The sequence below is a fragment of the Alteromonas sp. KUL106 genome, from assembly GCF_009811415.1.
Classification (GTDB): Bacteria; Pseudomonadota; Gammaproteobacteria; order Enterobacterales; family Alteromonadaceae; genus Alteromonas.
Genome location: NZ_BLIG01000046.1, coordinates 108,439 through 123,484, shown reverse-complemented (window position 1 = coordinate 123,484; position 15,046 = coordinate 108,439). Strand labels below are relative to the sequence as shown.

10 protein-coding genes are annotated in these 15,046 nt (G+C 45.4%); 5 read left to right on the top strand and 5 right to left on the bottom strand.

What is annotated here, in order from left to right; genetic code table 11:
- Positions 1-419 precede the first annotated feature (419 nt).
- From GVO63_RS15960 to GVO63_RS15940, 5 genes are all read left to right on the top strand, one after another.
- Positions 420-2,987, top strand: coding sequence for an EAL domain-containing protein (locus tag GVO63_RS15960; protein WP_159581240.1), 2,568 nt, complete (start codon positions 420-422; stop codon positions 2,985-2,987).
- Between the two features lie 157 nt (positions 2,988-3,144).
- Positions 3,145-4,497: an alkaline phosphatase PhoX gene (locus GVO63_RS15955; protein ID WP_159581238.1), complete on the top strand. Its 1,353-nt coding sequence runs from the start codon at positions 3,145-3,147 to the stop codon at positions 4,495-4,497.
- Between the two features lie 275 nt (positions 4,498-4,772).
- Positions 4,773-4,949 (top strand): hypothetical protein, encoded by a 177-nt coding sequence (locus GVO63_RS15950; protein ID WP_159581236.1) that lies wholly within the window; start codon positions 4,773-4,775, stop codon positions 4,947-4,949.
- A 121-nt stretch (positions 4,950-5,070) separates the two neighbouring features.
- Positions 5,071-5,628, top strand: coding sequence for a hypothetical protein (locus GVO63_RS15945; protein ID WP_159581234.1), 558 nt, complete (start codon positions 5,071-5,073; stop codon positions 5,626-5,628).
- Between the two features lie 226 nt (positions 5,629-5,854).
- The gene (locus GVO63_RS15940) at positions 5,855-8,302 is read left to right on the top strand and encodes a S8 family serine peptidase (RefSeq protein ID WP_159581232.1); all 2,448 of its coding nucleotides are present in this window, start codon (positions 5,855-5,857) and stop codon (positions 8,300-8,302) included.
- 206 nt (positions 8,303-8,508) lie between these two features.
- Here the strand turns inward: GVO63_RS15940 and GVO63_RS15935 are convergent, their stop codons facing one another.
- The 5 genes from GVO63_RS15935 to GVO63_RS15915 form a co-directional block, all read right to left on the bottom strand.
- Positions 8,509-9,138 (bottom strand): response regulator transcription factor, encoded by a 630-nt coding sequence (locus GVO63_RS15935; protein ID WP_159581230.1) that lies wholly within the window; start codon positions 9,136-9,138, stop codon positions 8,509-8,511.
- Complete coding sequence (locus GVO63_RS15930) at positions 9,135-9,824, bottom strand: sensor histidine kinase (protein WP_159581228.1); 690 nt, start codon at positions 9,822-9,824, stop codon at positions 9,135-9,137. Before GVO63_RS15930 ends, GVO63_RS15935 begins: the two co-directional genes overlap by 4 nt.
- Positions 9,817-12,984, bottom strand: a complete 3,168-nt coding sequence (locus GVO63_RS15925) for a serine/threonine-protein kinase (RefSeq protein WP_159581226.1) — start codon at positions 12,982-12,984, stop codon at positions 9,817-9,819. The genes GVO63_RS15930 and GVO63_RS15925 overlap by 8 nt, the downstream gene beginning before the upstream one ends.
- Positions 12,985-13,102: 118 nt before the next feature.
- Positions 13,103-13,942 carry a GAF domain-containing protein gene (locus GVO63_RS15920; RefSeq protein WP_159581224.1) on the bottom strand — a complete coding sequence of 280 codons (840 nt, stop codon included), beginning with the start codon at positions 13,940-13,942 and terminating at the stop codon, positions 13,103-13,105.
- Between the two features lie 177 nt (positions 13,943-14,119).
- Positions 14,120-14,965 carry a DUF6689 family protein gene (locus tag GVO63_RS15915; protein ID WP_159581222.1) on the bottom strand — a complete coding sequence of 282 codons (846 nt, stop codon included), beginning with the start codon at positions 14,963-14,965 and terminating at the stop codon, positions 14,120-14,122.
- Positions 14,966-15,046: the final 81 nt, after the last annotated feature.

Below are 15,046 nucleotides of genomic sequence, written 5' to 3'. Positions count from 1 at the left end.
CAACACAAGTATCCAAAAAAGCGCACTTAGGTGCGCTTTTTTTATGTCTGCGTTTTAGGACTTCCGCAATAATACCAATCCGCATAGATAATTGCCCACTCAGAAGCTTGCCAGACCTTCCGGCTGGTATAAAACCCCGTCTAAAAACATCGTTAATTCACAGGTTCTCTAATAGTAGCCGGCTTCACGTCCATGCCCTTTTGGCAGAGGTGCTGCGACATTAAGCGCTTATTGCCCAGTTTCAATTACCCACATTGAGTGAACGCTTCACAATACATTAAGCAAATCTATACACGTATTTACTCACAGTGGTCTATGCTTAGTTATTGATTGTATTAATATATCTTTTGCGTACTATACTTTAGTCTAGCTTCTAGTGTTGCACACTCCTCAATTTACTACGTAACAAAGAGTTTTGAATGTTTTCACATAAGTCAGTCCTAGGTGACACTGAATTCAGTGCCATTATTTTGGAAAATAAAACGTCCTATGAAAATGATCTGTTAACGTTTAATCAGCGACTAAAGGCTGATTATCTCTTTCTAGGTGTTAAAAAGGGCCAGACTATTCAGGTTTTACTGGGCATAGAAGGCAACCAATGTGTGCCTATGAAGGATTATGATTTAGCAGGTTCACCCTGTGAAAGAGTGATTCAAAACAGCGCATGCGCATATGAAGCGGATATATGTCGACACTTTCCAAATGACAATACGCTTGCTGCGCTAGATGCTGAAGCGTATTTAGGGGCCGGCATCTTTAACGAAAAGAATGAAAATATTGGCATATTGGCTGCGGTTTTCGTACGGCCTAAGAGCGATATTGATGACTGGCTATATGTATTTTCGTTGCAGGCAAAGCTTTTTTCGACGCAGCTTCAAAAAGACTTTTTTTCAAGTAGAACGGCGCACAACCTCGCTTTGGTTGAAGAAATTAGTCGGATGGCGCAAACAGGCTCATGGGAATATTACCCCCAATTAGGCAAGTTATTCTGGTCTCGTGAGGTTTACCGTATTCATAAAGTAAGGCACGGAAGTCGTATTAGTATTGATGATTGGTTTACTTTTTTTACGCCATCATTTCGAGGCATTGTAGAGCAGCACTTCGAGACGCTGGTCAATGAGGGCAAACCCTATGATCTTGAGTGTCAAATTCAGGATGCCGACGGTGCTGCACGATGGGTGAGGGCCTCCGGCAAATTAGAGTTGAGCGAAAACGGGCAAGTTAGGCGTTTGTTTGGCGCGTTAGAAGATGTTACTGAATACAAGTCGTCCGTGCTTTTAAATGAAGAGCGTGCTCGGAAAATACACAGTATCCTCAATAGTATTAATGACGCAGTATTTAGCATTGATGAGAAAGGAACGATTACACATTGCAACGATGTAGCGTTAAATATGTTTGGCTACACCTATGAGGAATTAGTCACAAGTTCAGTCGAATTACTCATGCCGGAACCTTACGCGTCTAACCATGCTACGTACATGCGCAATTATTTTGAAACGGGAAAGGGGAAAATTATCGGCATAGGCCGACAGCTTCCCGCGAAACGAAAAAATGGCGAAATTTTTCAGATGGAACTGTCGCTGTCAGAAAGTAGCGATGCGGGTGAAAAAGGCTTTATAGGTGTTATTCGCGATATTAGTGAGCGCTTAGAAGCGCAAGATACAATCTACAATTTGGCGTATACCGATCCTGTTACTCATCTTCGTAATCAGAAGTGGTTTCATAAACAGCTCAATGATTTGATATTGCGTGCGTCATTGAATGATGAGTTTCTGCATATTTTGCTACTTGATATCGACAATATGGGCCAAATGAATACTCGTTTCGGTTTTAGAAATGGCGACTATGCGCTCAAGGAGATTGCTGAAAAACTGCTATTCGTTATTGGTCACGACTACGAGATTTTTAAATACGGTGGCGATAGCTTTGTTGTGCTGTCTAGGAGCACATATAAAAAGAACAATATTCATCATTTCGATACGAGTTTGATTGAAAATGCGCTGCTAAACCCTAGGCATTTCGACGTGATTGTTGACTCTACTAACTGGTCTCTTACCGCCTCGCTGGGAAGTGCAATTGTTAACCCTAAAGTACAAAGCTTCGAGGTTATCATTAGTGTGATAGAGCAGGCGGTTAAGCGAGCGAAACGTTCTGCGCCTTTTGGCCTCTGTCATATCTCTGATGACGGCTATCAAGAGCTCGACAGGTATCTTGAAGTAAAATCTAAACTTAAACAAGCAATTGAAAAAGATGAGCTGTCGGTAGTGCTTCAACCTCAAGTAACGCGAGAGGGGGAGATCTCTTCATTTGAAGCCTTGGTCAGGTGGCATTCAAATACATTAGGTTGGGTTAGCCCCACTGAGTTCATCCCTATTGCCGAAGAAAGCTATGCAATATGTGAGATTGGCGACATTGTGCTTCGCAAAACTCTCGCCATCATTGATGGCTTTATCAAAAGAGGGTTACACATTAGTGTGGCTATCAACATCAGTGCTAGGCAAATCGTGCTTCCTGATTTTGTCACCACCCTGCTTGAACGAGTTAATCATCACGGCATACCACCTCATATGCTTATGCTTGAGTTAACAGAAACAGCGTTAGTGATCGACATCGAACTGGTTAAGCAAACGATGCAAGAACTTGCCAAGTACGGCTTTCGTTTTTCAATTGACGACTTCGGTACAGGGTATTCCAGCCTTGCCTACCTAAAAGTACTTCCCATTAGCGAGTTGAAAATTGATAAATATTTTATCGAAGACATCGGTAGTGAGGTGCATGGTAAGGCGGTACAAATAGTCGACGCTATTATAGAAATGGCGAAAGCGTTAGATGTCTCCTGTGTCGCTGAGGGAGTAGAAACACTTGCGCAGTTAGACTACTTAAAGCGCAAAGGCTGCGATAAGTTCCAAGGGTACTACTTTTCACACCCTAAGCCCGAATCTGAATGGCAGATGATTAACGAGCAAACACGTTTACCTGAAAGTTAATGATGAAGGACAACCCGTGGGTCTTAGATAAACCTATTTTTTTACACCTTCATCGTAAACCCTTCTTTGTTGTATTGTTTGATTAGCTCGTTCGTGTTGTTATAGTGTAACACTTAGAGAGTGAGTCACTCGGTTTTAGCGAACAACGAGAAGTTACATGATTACACGACGCCAATTTATAATGGGTTCTTTAGCATTTGGTGGCCTAGCAAGCAGTGCTTTTGGCAAAACATTAAACGTGGCGTCTATGCCCATTAGCAAGGGGTATGGTGAACTTGTACCCGACTCACAAGGGCTACTCGATTTACCTAAAGGCTTTAGCTACAACGTCATATCTCGCCTTGGCAATCTTATGTCAGATGGTATGCATGTACCCGATAGAGCAGATGGCATGGGGTGTTTGCCTGTAAATGGCAGCTCCGATAAGGTTGCCCTTGTGCGCAACCACGAACTGCATCCAAAGCATATTAGCTCTCAACCTGACTCTATCCAAAAACATGTCAGTGAACTGGCCTATGACAGCTACCACAATGGGGTTGCTTTGCCAGGCGGCACTACGACGATGGTTTACAACCTCAGTACTCAAAAAGTTGAACGAGAGTTTATCAGTCTCACTGGGACAGTGAGAAACTGCTCTGGTGGCATTACGCCATGGGGGACATGGTTAACTTGTGAAGAGTCAGTAGACCGTCCGAATGGGCCTAATGGCGATGTAGTAAGCCAAGATCACGGCTACATATTTGAAGTACCTGCAAACGCTGATTCATTGATAGAAGCTAAACCGCTTAAAGCCATGGGGCGTTTTAACCACGAAGCAGCATGCGTCGACCCTAAAACCGGCATCGTTTATTTAACTGAGGACAGAGGCGATAGCTTGCTTTATCGCTTTGTCCCTCATGAGTACGGTAACTTGGCAGCTGGCGGGCAATTAGAAGCCTTGGTGGTGAAAGGTCGTCCCAAGTTCGACACGCGGAACTGGAGTGCTAATTCCATGCCTGTAGCAACGTGGTTTGACGTTGAATGGGTAGCCATAGACAACCCCGAAAGTCCGAACGATGACTTACGCGTAAGAGGATATGAGCAAGGTGCAGCCCTATTTGCTCGCGGTGAAGGTATTCATTGGGGAGACAATGAGCTGTATTTTTGCTGCACGAATGGCGGACAAAAGCAGTTAGGTCAGGTGATGCAGCTTGTTCCCTCTGCGGATGGTAAACAAGACAAACTTCAACTGTTTTTAGAAAGCGAAGATAAGAACTTATACAACTTTGGCGACAACCTTACCGTATGTCCAAATGGACATCTCCTGGTGTGTGAAGATCAGTACACCGACATCGTCGACAATCATTTACGTGGTGTGACGCCAAGCGGAGAAGTGTATAACTTCGCTAAGCTACATGCCCAAACTGAACTGGCAGGTGCGTGCTTCTCGCCTGACGGCACTACGCTTTTCGTCAATGTTTACTCGCCCACGAAAACCCTGGCGATTACAGGCCCTTGGCTTGAAGCGTAACGTTTATTCTGTTTGATACTCGCAAGCCTAGCGGTTTCTCAAAGGCGTAGTGTACAAATAAAAGCGCTGCCCCTTTAACACAATCTACAATAGCGACACGTTCCACATGATTTGTTCGGCTCAGCATGTGGAACGTATCTTTTTACCGCACATCAGAATAGTCGATTAGTCAGCAAGTTGGTCATCGTTTTATTCTATTAAATGAATCAACTTATCTCATTTTAATCGTTATGTCGGATGGATGATAATGCGCTTAACTTAAGAAGGAGAGCGAAATGAGCGCATTACTAAAAAAACTAACAATGGCCAATAATGACCGTGTTTCTTCAACGGCTAATCGACCTATTCAAACGCAATGCAATTACGCTGATAATTACTACGGCGACCAAGTTTGCATAGAAGTTAAAGCACCTAAACCCCGCAGTAACTTGCACGTAGGAGTACAGTTATAACAATCTCAATGAAATGAGTGTCTGCCTATTCGCATTAATTACTGATAGGGGGAACCCCCTATTGGGTTTCTGATTTGTTAGATGAATACTAAGTCCATAGAACTATTGAAGTGGGCTTATTATGAAATCGTTAATAGCTGTTGTATTTATACTTTTTACATCGCCTTCTTGGGCGGGTGTCATTACTTATGATTTCACACGCTTGATGTTAGGGGATGAAGCTAGCGATACAAGCTTGGTTGGCCAAATTACGTTTGATGAAAACGAGACTGAATTTACAATGGGCACATGGCTGTCGTTTTTCTTTCAGCTAGAATTCGATGGCGTTATTTATACCATTTTGGAAGACGACATTGCTGAATTCATGATAGCTGACTTAGACGATGGTGTGTTCGGCGATGAGGGTAGCGAAGGCTTTGAGTTTTTCATTGAAGATGCAAGTGTTCCTTATGAGTTTACTATCAGTTCAGGTTTGGCTGGGCTAGGGCAAACGGACACCTGTGTTTTTTTCAAAAACGGCGAGCGCTGCGCAGGCAGTTTATTTCAATTGGTTAAGGCCGGCGGGGCTGACAATGATTCAACGCAAGTGAGTGAACCCGCTTCGTTTGCCGTAGCCATGCTAATTTTGTTCGCTTTCACGTCAGTCAGAAAAAACAGATGTCGCCAAAGCGCTTTATAAAGGTCTTCACTAGCACAATGTATCTCCCCCACCGCGTTCGTTCCCTCCAGCCTATCTAGATTTTTTTGATAGTTGGTGTTTTTAGCCCTCCTTTTGTGAGGGCTTTTTTCTTTTCAAATTTCTGTTTTTCAACGCTTTTATAAATTACATCGAATAGGGGGAACTCCCCATAGTTTAACTTCGTTGGTTGTTAAATACTCAAGGGGTACTCAAAGAGAGGTGTATTATGAAGTTCCTTAATAACAAAACAGTATTATCAGTAGCTATTGCTTGTGCCCTACCAGCGAGCATGGTGAATGCAAAAACTTTCGATAAAACATTGGCTGATGCGCTTGCTGCTTCGCCACTAGAACTACAACAAGTTATTGTTACATTTGAAGGTAAGGGACCTGCCACAACAGAACAAATTACCGCACTTGAATCGTTAGGCATCACAGGTGGTGTTAGCCTACGTAACGTGCCCATCGTTGGTGTATTAGCCAACAAACAGCAAGTTGAAGCACTTTATCAGCGCGATGACGTGGTGTCAGTTTGGAGTAACGACCCGCTAGAACTAGAAAATCATGAGTCGACTCAAATTACGGGTGTACAAGCGCTCCAAGCGGACCGCAGCATTCGCATTAACGGCATGCCGGTATCGGGAAAAGGTATTGGCGTAGTGGTCAATGACTCGGGCGTTGACGGCACACACGGCGATCTCGCTTTCCCTGATCACGTTGTACAAAACGTACTGGCGCAGGTGAACTTGAATAGCTACAGCGGTATTTTACCGATTACATACCAAGAAAACGTATCTAACACCGATATTTTAGGCGGTCACGGAACACACGTTGCAGGCACCGTAGGCGGCAATGGCGCTAAGAGCGGTGGTTTGCATGCTGGCGTAGCGCCGGGGGCAGACATCATTGGTTATGGCTCGGGTGCGGGTCTATTTATATTAGATACGATCGGTGGTTTCGACTACGCGTTAACACACCAGTTCGACTACAACATCCGCGTTATCTCAAACTCGTTTGGTAACACCGGCGATGTCGGTACAGAGTTTAACCCAGATGATCCAACAAACGTTGTGACTAAAGCACTGGCAGACAACGGCATTATTACCGTGTTCTCGGCAGGTAACTCAGGTCCGGGCGAATCGACAATTACTGGTAACTTTAAAAAGGCGCCTTGGGTAATTACAGTGGCTGCGGGTAACAAGCAGGGCGAGCTAGCTGACTTTAGTTCACGCGGTGTCGACGGAAAAGGCGGACAAGCGGTTGTTGATGGTGAAGTGTTCACGTGGGAAGACCGTCCTACCGTAACGGCGCCAGGTGTAGACGTTATTTCTGCTCGTGCATCACTGTCTAGCTTAGGCGGGTTAAGTGCAGCTGACGACGCTGAAATGATTGAACCGCAACACTTACCGTTTTATACCGTATCTAGCGGTACATCAATGGCTGCGCCCCATGTGTCAGGTATTGTTGCCCTTATGCTAGAAGCAAATCCAAACCTACAGTGGGAAGATGTAAAGCGCATTCTTCAGGAAACCGCAACACCAATGGCAGGCATGGACGAGTGGGAAGTGGGCGCAGGTTATGTTAACGCTTATGCAGCTGTTACTGCAGTGCTCGAAGGTGAAGAAGTATTCGGCGATACGGTGAAGAAAAACCGCGAATTTAACGCCTTTGCTAACGTAGCTGAAGGCAGTACTTTTATGCGGTCTACCACTTACCTGCCAGTCGGCGAGTCGCCAACGGAAACATTTGACGTGGGTCCTGACGTGTCGATGGTCGTGGCAAATGCATCTATCGAAACGGCAACAGCCTTTGTGTTGGAAGATCCAGCAGGAAATACGTACGGTTCAGGCATTGGCCTGCCTGTTTTGGGGTCTTCAGTAGGTACGGCTGCACCAGGAATGCCGGGTACGTGGAAACTATATAGTCGTGGTATTGGCAGCGTCAGCGGCGTGTCGCTTGACCCGCTAGGCGTCACAAATGGTGTAGGTGTCCCTGGAACGAACAATGTGAATATTCGCTTGCTAGTAACATCAGGCTACACCGGCATTGATGATGCAGTAGGTCACCCTGCTAAACCGTTCATTGAATACGTAGTTGCAAATGAGCTAATGGATGCCAAAGAAAGTGGGTTTGCGCCAGACGCGCCATTCACTCGCGTAGAGCTTGCTGATACGCTTGCGCTTAGTGCCAACCTCCGTCAAACCAACGACGGTAACACTGTTAACTATACTGATGTGAGTGCAACGCATGCTGCGGCGGTCAACTCTGCGACAGCAACAGGGGCAGTGTTAGGTGACCTAGAAATGAATACCCAGCCTGTAATGCAAGTTGATGGCGATTTCTTTGGTAGCGACCTGCAGGTAAGCAAAGAGGAAATGGCGTATTCAATGGTACAAGCATTGGGCCTTGAAGAGGCAGCGCAAAGCTTTGACTCTGACAAGGTTATCGCAATCGTTCTTGGACAAGCGGTTGAAGTGGAAGATACTGACGCGATTGCGCCTGAGTATCGCGGCCATGTTCAGCAGGCACTGGCTGCAGGGATAATGCAGGTGGAAGTTAAAGTAGTACAGGGTCGGTTCGATTTGCAGCCTACGCTTAAAGCTTTCTTCAACCCGCAAGATGGCCTTACACGAGGCGAGGCAGCGTTCATCCTAACGCAATACGCAGAACTTTAATTTCTGATATAAGAGGGGCCTTGCTCCATCTGAAACACGGCGTAAACCCATCCATGGGGCCTTCGCCACAGCATCCATGCTGTGGAGAGTTTCAGATGAAGCAAGGCCCCTCTTTTTTGTTTAGGGCTTTAAATACTGCAACCAACATCCCCTGAATATGGGAAGAGGGGGAAGAAGATGAGTTCTACGTTGAGAATAAATGCCAACTACTCTAGTAAGCCTGCTTTTCCGGCCACTCTGATAAGCTCTGCAGAACTGCTTAAGTTAAGCTTTTTGTATATGTTACTGCGGTGATTTTCAGCGGTTTTCAGGCTCATATCCAATAGCTCTGCAATTTTCTTACTGGTGTTGCCTGCTGCAACTAAGAAAAAAACTTCCCTTTCTCTGCGCGTTAACACGCTAAGTGGGGAGATGTGCTTTTGGCACTGCTCATTAGATGACTGGGTTAATTCGTCGGGGAAACAAGTTTTGTTGGCGGCTACTTTTTTTATTGCATCGACCAGTTTATCTCCAGACGATTCTTTTAAGATATACCCCTTCGCACCAGCATCACGCATGGCTTCAATGTATTCCACTTCGTTATGCATAGACAGCACAAGTATTTTCGCGTCACTGCGCTGAGCCAAAATTTTATCAATGGCCACGAGTCCGCTCATACGCGGCATTGAAATGTCCATTAAAATGACATCGGGAGAAAGTTTTAGTACAGCAGCAATAAGCTCAACGCCATCGTCACATTCTCCGACTACGGTAATAGATGGGGTCGCGTTTAGCATCTGAGACACACCCTGACGCATGAGCACATGGTCATCGGCGAGCACTACACGAATTGTCATACGGGTACCGTTACTGTTGTTCTTGTGCCTTGCCCAGCAGCAGACTCTATTTCCAGCGTTGCGTTAAACGCTTTTGCTCTGTCACGAATACTGGAAAGGCCAATGCCAGGCTCTATTGTTTTACTATCAAACCCTACACCATTATCAATGATATCCAAACGGATAACATTGTGGTGGTGAGAAACCGTAAGGGTAAGATTGGTTGCTTCACTGTGTTTTATAGCATTAACTAAGCTTTCTTGCGCAATTCTGAATAATAATATGCTTATATCTTTCGCAAGTTCGGACGGTAAGCTTATATCAGTGTGATACTCAATGTCTTCGCCACTCAACAAGTTTCGACACAGCCAGTTAAGTGCGGGTTTAAGGCCCAAGTCGTCTAAAATAGTGGGGCTCATTAGCCGTGATAGCTGTCTGACATCATTTAGCGCCATTTCGGCAATGCCGTGCAATGCTTCTATTTCAGGAGAGGAAGATGAAAGTGCCTGCAGCCGTCTTGTTAGTCCTGTGAGTAACTGACCAATCCCGTCGTGTAACTCTCTAGAAAGCTTCGCTTTTTCAGATTCTTGTTGCGCCCATAGACGCTTTGCAAGCTGTTGCAAGACTTCTTGATCCGCATCCAGACGCGCTTGAAGCGTGGCCTGCAATGCCTTAATACTGGCTATTTCTTTGGCGACATCATTCAAAATAGGCGTTCCTATAGCTACCCACTTGCGTTTCAGGTAATTGAGACAGCCACTGGGCTGTTAACGTATCAACCGTTTCTTCTTTGCCCGGAATGGCGCGATAGTAAAGGTGGTTGCGCCAATAGGAAGGGTATAGTGCGAGCTTTTGCTTAAGCTTTTCAATCGATACCTCATCACCCAGTGAAGCGTTAATATATAGCCACTGCAAATGCTGCTGATAATAAGTGGGCTTGATGAGTGAAGACAGCTTTTCCATAGTACGGCTGGTGGCATCGAGTGAGAGCCGTTGCTGCATATCGAGCAAAATTTTTATCTCGGTAATGACCGGTATATTATTGTTGTTCAACAGCGTATCGTAAATCTCGTTACTCTCGGTGCTCTCGTTGTTAAGTTCACCTTGGTGATGCTTCAATCCTAGGGTTAGCCATTGATAAACCGCAAATTGTTCATGACTATCTTCGCTGATAGTCGGGGATACGGTTTCAAGGCGATTTTCCAAGCATGACCAGTTTGCAGTGAGTAAACAAATTTCGCCTTCCCACAGTAGCACCTCGGTGAGGGCTCTTGAATCTTCAGACGCTTGAGCTAAGGATTTTGAGTCTGCGGCGTGTTGTGTAGCTTGTTCTAAATTTCCGTTCGCAAAATGTAGGTAGCTGAAAAGCAGGTGGTTATAGAGCTGTTCCTGATTGTACTGTGCACTTAGTCGTTGGTCGACACTCGTTAAGTAATTAGTGGCGATGTTCTTATCCCCTTTAACCAGACTAAGCTGGGCGAGATTTTGGTATGTTCGAAGCAGGTGAGACTCATCTCCGTTCCTTTCAAACAGCATTTTAGCCTGCTGCCAATAAATTTCGGCCAGTGAAAGGTCGCCAATCAAAAAGTGCATGTAGGCAACATTGCTCATGCTTTGTGGCTGCAGCACTTTGTCATCGGTTTGTACACGAATATCAAGACCACGCTTATAATACTCGAGGGCTCTTGAGAACTGTCCTCTCTCTTCAAACATAAAGCCTAAGGTATCGTTTACATGGGCTTCTTGGGCTAAATCACCAAGATCATGAAGTAGCTTCATCGCTTCTTCTAACGAAGCTTCAGCAGTGGCATAGTCGCCAGTGAGAGAGGTGGCAATAGCAAGGTTCGCTAAGGTTTTTGCTCGTTGAGATGGCTGTGTTTTCGCATCGCGCAGTGCCAAAGCATCATTAAAATAGCGCGCTGCCGCTGCGTTATCGGCAGTGCGTAAATAGGCAATGCCAAAGGCGTTCAATACCAAGCTTTCGCCTTGGCTATCTTTCGCCTGTCGAAAAGACACCAGCGCTCGTGTTAACGCGTTGCTGATAGCGGTGTCTATGTCTCCGTTAATAATTTGCAAGCGGGCTAGTTCAAACCAGAGTTGTCCGCTGTTAGGCCGCAGGGCTAATGCGGCTTCATAGTCAGCCATCGCTTTGGCATCTTCGCCCGCCCACTGATAAATGTCTGCGCGCATTGATAGTAATTCTGGTCGGTTAGGAAATTGAGAAACCAATGCATCTATTGATTGTTGAGCTAGCGCTAAGTCCTCGTTGAGCTCTGCTCTTAATAGCTCGCCCTGCAAACGCCAATAAACGGCTAAATCAGGTAGCGCTGATAAGGTCTCTAACGCTTGCCTTGCGCCGTCATAATCACCCGTATTGATTGCGTTTCGTGCTTTTGCTACCCACCCACCTGGATAATCGGGGGTTGTTGCTATTATGGCGTCGATGGTATCTGCACTGTCCAACGTTTCTCCTTTTTGCCATGCAGTATCTAAAGCATCAAGATACCGAAGGTCAGGAAGGGGCTGAGGTGATTGCGTGTCGATGGCATCAAAAAGCGACTCAATAAGGTTGTTGGCAAAGATACTTAAATCATCAGAAAGGGTGGCTGCATCTACACTGTGCGTGACGGTGAAAATTGGGGTGTTGTCGGGCATACTAAGTATGCTCGCATGAAGCAAGTATGAACTGCTGCTGGTGGGCGTAGCATCAAGCAGTAATACGCTATTTGCAGCAAGTGTTGCGGCTAAGTCAATGCGATCATTATCTTGGTTAAATGGTGATAGCGCTAAATTTCCTATTAAGGCTTGAGTCTGTTCTCTATCGTCTAGCACTATGTTCGGATGGGTCGACAACGGGTAGCGAAGTAGGGTGTTAACGGTATCTAAAAGAGGATACTGGGGGTCGTTTAATACTAAAAGCTGAATGGGGGAGTCGGTCGCTAATTTGGGCTGATCTTTTTGGTCCCAAATATACGGAAATATACTGGCACTCACTACCAATACCAAAACGACAATTGCGGAAAAGGTGACAAGGGTTTTATAAGGTACCTTGGCACTGCCATCATCATCGATTGTACTGGTATTGAGCGCTTGTTCCAGCGAGAGTCTTTTTGAAGGCAAATGGTGTGTTAACTGATTAATACAGGCTTTGCGCTTTTTAAACCACAGATAATGGGAAAGGCTAACCCCGTCTTTTTTGACACACTCCAGCATATCTTCCAGCACTTTGCCCAAACTGTAGGTGTCGGAATGCTCAGTGGCTTTCCCCGTTTGGATGACTTCTGGCGCTGTATAACGTTGATGGCCGCTTGTTTGAGCGCCAGAAGCCGCGCTCTGACCAATACCAAAGTCAATGAGTTTGATGTCTGCGTTGTGATCAAGAAGAATATTGTCTGGTTTTATATCACCGTGCTTTATACCTATCGCTTTACACGCTAGTAAGGCTTCGATGAGCTGTTGTTGCCACTTATCGAATTCAGCGTTGCTGATAGGTTGTTGAATGCGTCTGTAAAGAGGTTCACCTTCAATAAAGGCCATCGTGAAGAATGCGGTATCTCCGTCTGAGAACACATCGTGAACACGGATAATATTTGGGTGTTGAAGCTGTCTGGCGATGTTGACTTCATTGCGGATAGTTTGCATTTTTACGGGGTCGCTGGCGCCACCCTCAATGACTTTCAGCGCTACTTTTACATCAAGCAGCTCGTCCATGGCGCTATACACACTGGCCTGGGCGCCTGAACCTAACTGGGCGATAATGCGAAAACGGTTAGCCAAGCGCGAATTTGGCGCAATAGCGTGCCCTAAAGCTAAGGCTTCAGTTTTTAGGGTATTGTTTTGCGACGAGAATACTTCTGGCTCGTTCAAAGCCTTCTCCACACTTCACCGGTTAGTGCATCGGCACAAATCACTTAGTGATGGCACAACGCGCGTCGTAGTATCTTTTGTGTTAGAAAAGAATAAATAAACCTAACCGTTATTGTTTTTATCCTAGCAGTGAAAGTTTATGCTCTATTGTGTGGAATAACAAACGCATCGAAATCATATTTGCCAAAGAGGTGGCAAATTCGATGTCCGTTTGAGTAAAGTAGCGGCGCCCTAGCGTAGAGTCTGCATATAAAACCCCAACGGGTTTTTCCTCTATACACACTGGAACGCAAATAGCAGCCTGAATACCGTGGTTGATTATGCTATGTTGATTGTTAAGTGAGCTGTCGCAAACGATATTGCCGATAGCGCGAACTCCATTTGTTTGCATGCACTGATTGATGATGGTGCGACTGCCCGTAAAGTCTTCTCCCTGCATCCACTCTTCATAACCTACGCCAAGTTGATATTGATTAATCCTATCCAATAAAATGAGTGACGCTCGTTCGCAGCCGAGTGACTGTATTAAACACTCTCGTGCCAAGTTAACGAGTGCTGTACTGCTATGACTGCGTTGAAGTTGGGTCTGATATTGTTTGAGTTGCTGCTTGCGCCACTCGCGTTGGCTATCAAGCCTAACCACATTATTAAAAGCAACAGGTGTGAATTGGCAAGGAATGGGACCAAGTTGCAGAACGTGGGGCTTGTCTAGTGTTAGCTGTTTAACGGGAACACCTGCGCTGTAGCAACCTGTGGAGCTTGTATCGCTTAACTGCCAAACATGGTCGTTATCAGCTTTTTTCGTTGCCCGTAGTACAACGTGAGAACGAGAAATCTGAGGGTGAGCAATAACAATGTCTGCATTCTCAGCACGACCGACTTGATACTCTCGCCCCTCAAAAAGCAAGTGCTCACTTACACTACCGTTGTTTTCAGTAAAAGCTAACTGTAATGGCATAGTATTACCCTCGTCGCGCCACGGTCGCTCATTTTTCCTACCGTCTGACAACAACACAAACGTGACTCGATGGACCTAGCGTTACGGTAGTTATCATTTGATGTACGCTATTATGTCGCTTTACGGCGACGTTCATCGCCGTTATTCCGGCTTTACAACAGCGATGAGCGGTGCGTGTTACAGTACTCTCAAGCTAAAGCGCAATGTTTGTAGCTGTGTGAGTAGTAAACCTTTGACATTAACGACGTCGCCACTCGAGCGCCATACGTCTGCAATTTCATTTCCTGATGCGTTATCAAGAATTGCGATAAGACTATCTACAGCAACCAATGCTGCATCATTATCATTTACCGCCAGCGCTGACTGAATGTCATTGACGCCAGAATCTATTGCCGCTTCCAGCAATGCCCCAATTTTGTCGCGGTTGTCATTTACTGTAGCGCTTAACGACGAGACTTTGCCGTTGATGACAGAAGTAGCAGAGCGGTTGTCGAGCAAAATGATAAAATCAGAAAACTGACCTGTGCTTCCACGCGCTCTGAAGCTTCCAGATGACGTTAATGTCGTTATATCTTCAAACTCTCCGCCATCATGTGAGGTAAATAAACGCCATGGAATGGTTGGCGTGTAGTGAATGGCTTTGGTGTAAAGTTCAACCATAGCGACACCCTCAAAGCCAAACCCTGCATCCGTTTTCGGAGAAATAGACACAAGAACAGGGAACCCAGAAACTGCACTTGTTAATAAGGAAGGCAGGCGTTCTGTAATGGTGACATCCGTGGGGTCAAGCAGTTCAGCAGTAATATCAATATTGTTAGCGTTTAGCCCAATACTGTTTTCAAACTCAACCGTCAAATCAACTTCAATCAAACTACTTAGCGTAAGCTTCGCCTGAATCTTGTTGTCATCAACAGTGAGTGTGGCAGGAGTAACAACTTGTGCTTGTGCAGTGGAGAGCAAAAGCAATGCAGTAGTGGCAACAACGGTGGTGAGTTGTCTGAATTTCATCGCAGTATACATCATAGGATGACCTCTTTCAGTGTTGATTAAAATTTAACCTAAAATGGTGCCATTATCAAATCAAATAATGGCACCGTTTTCAGT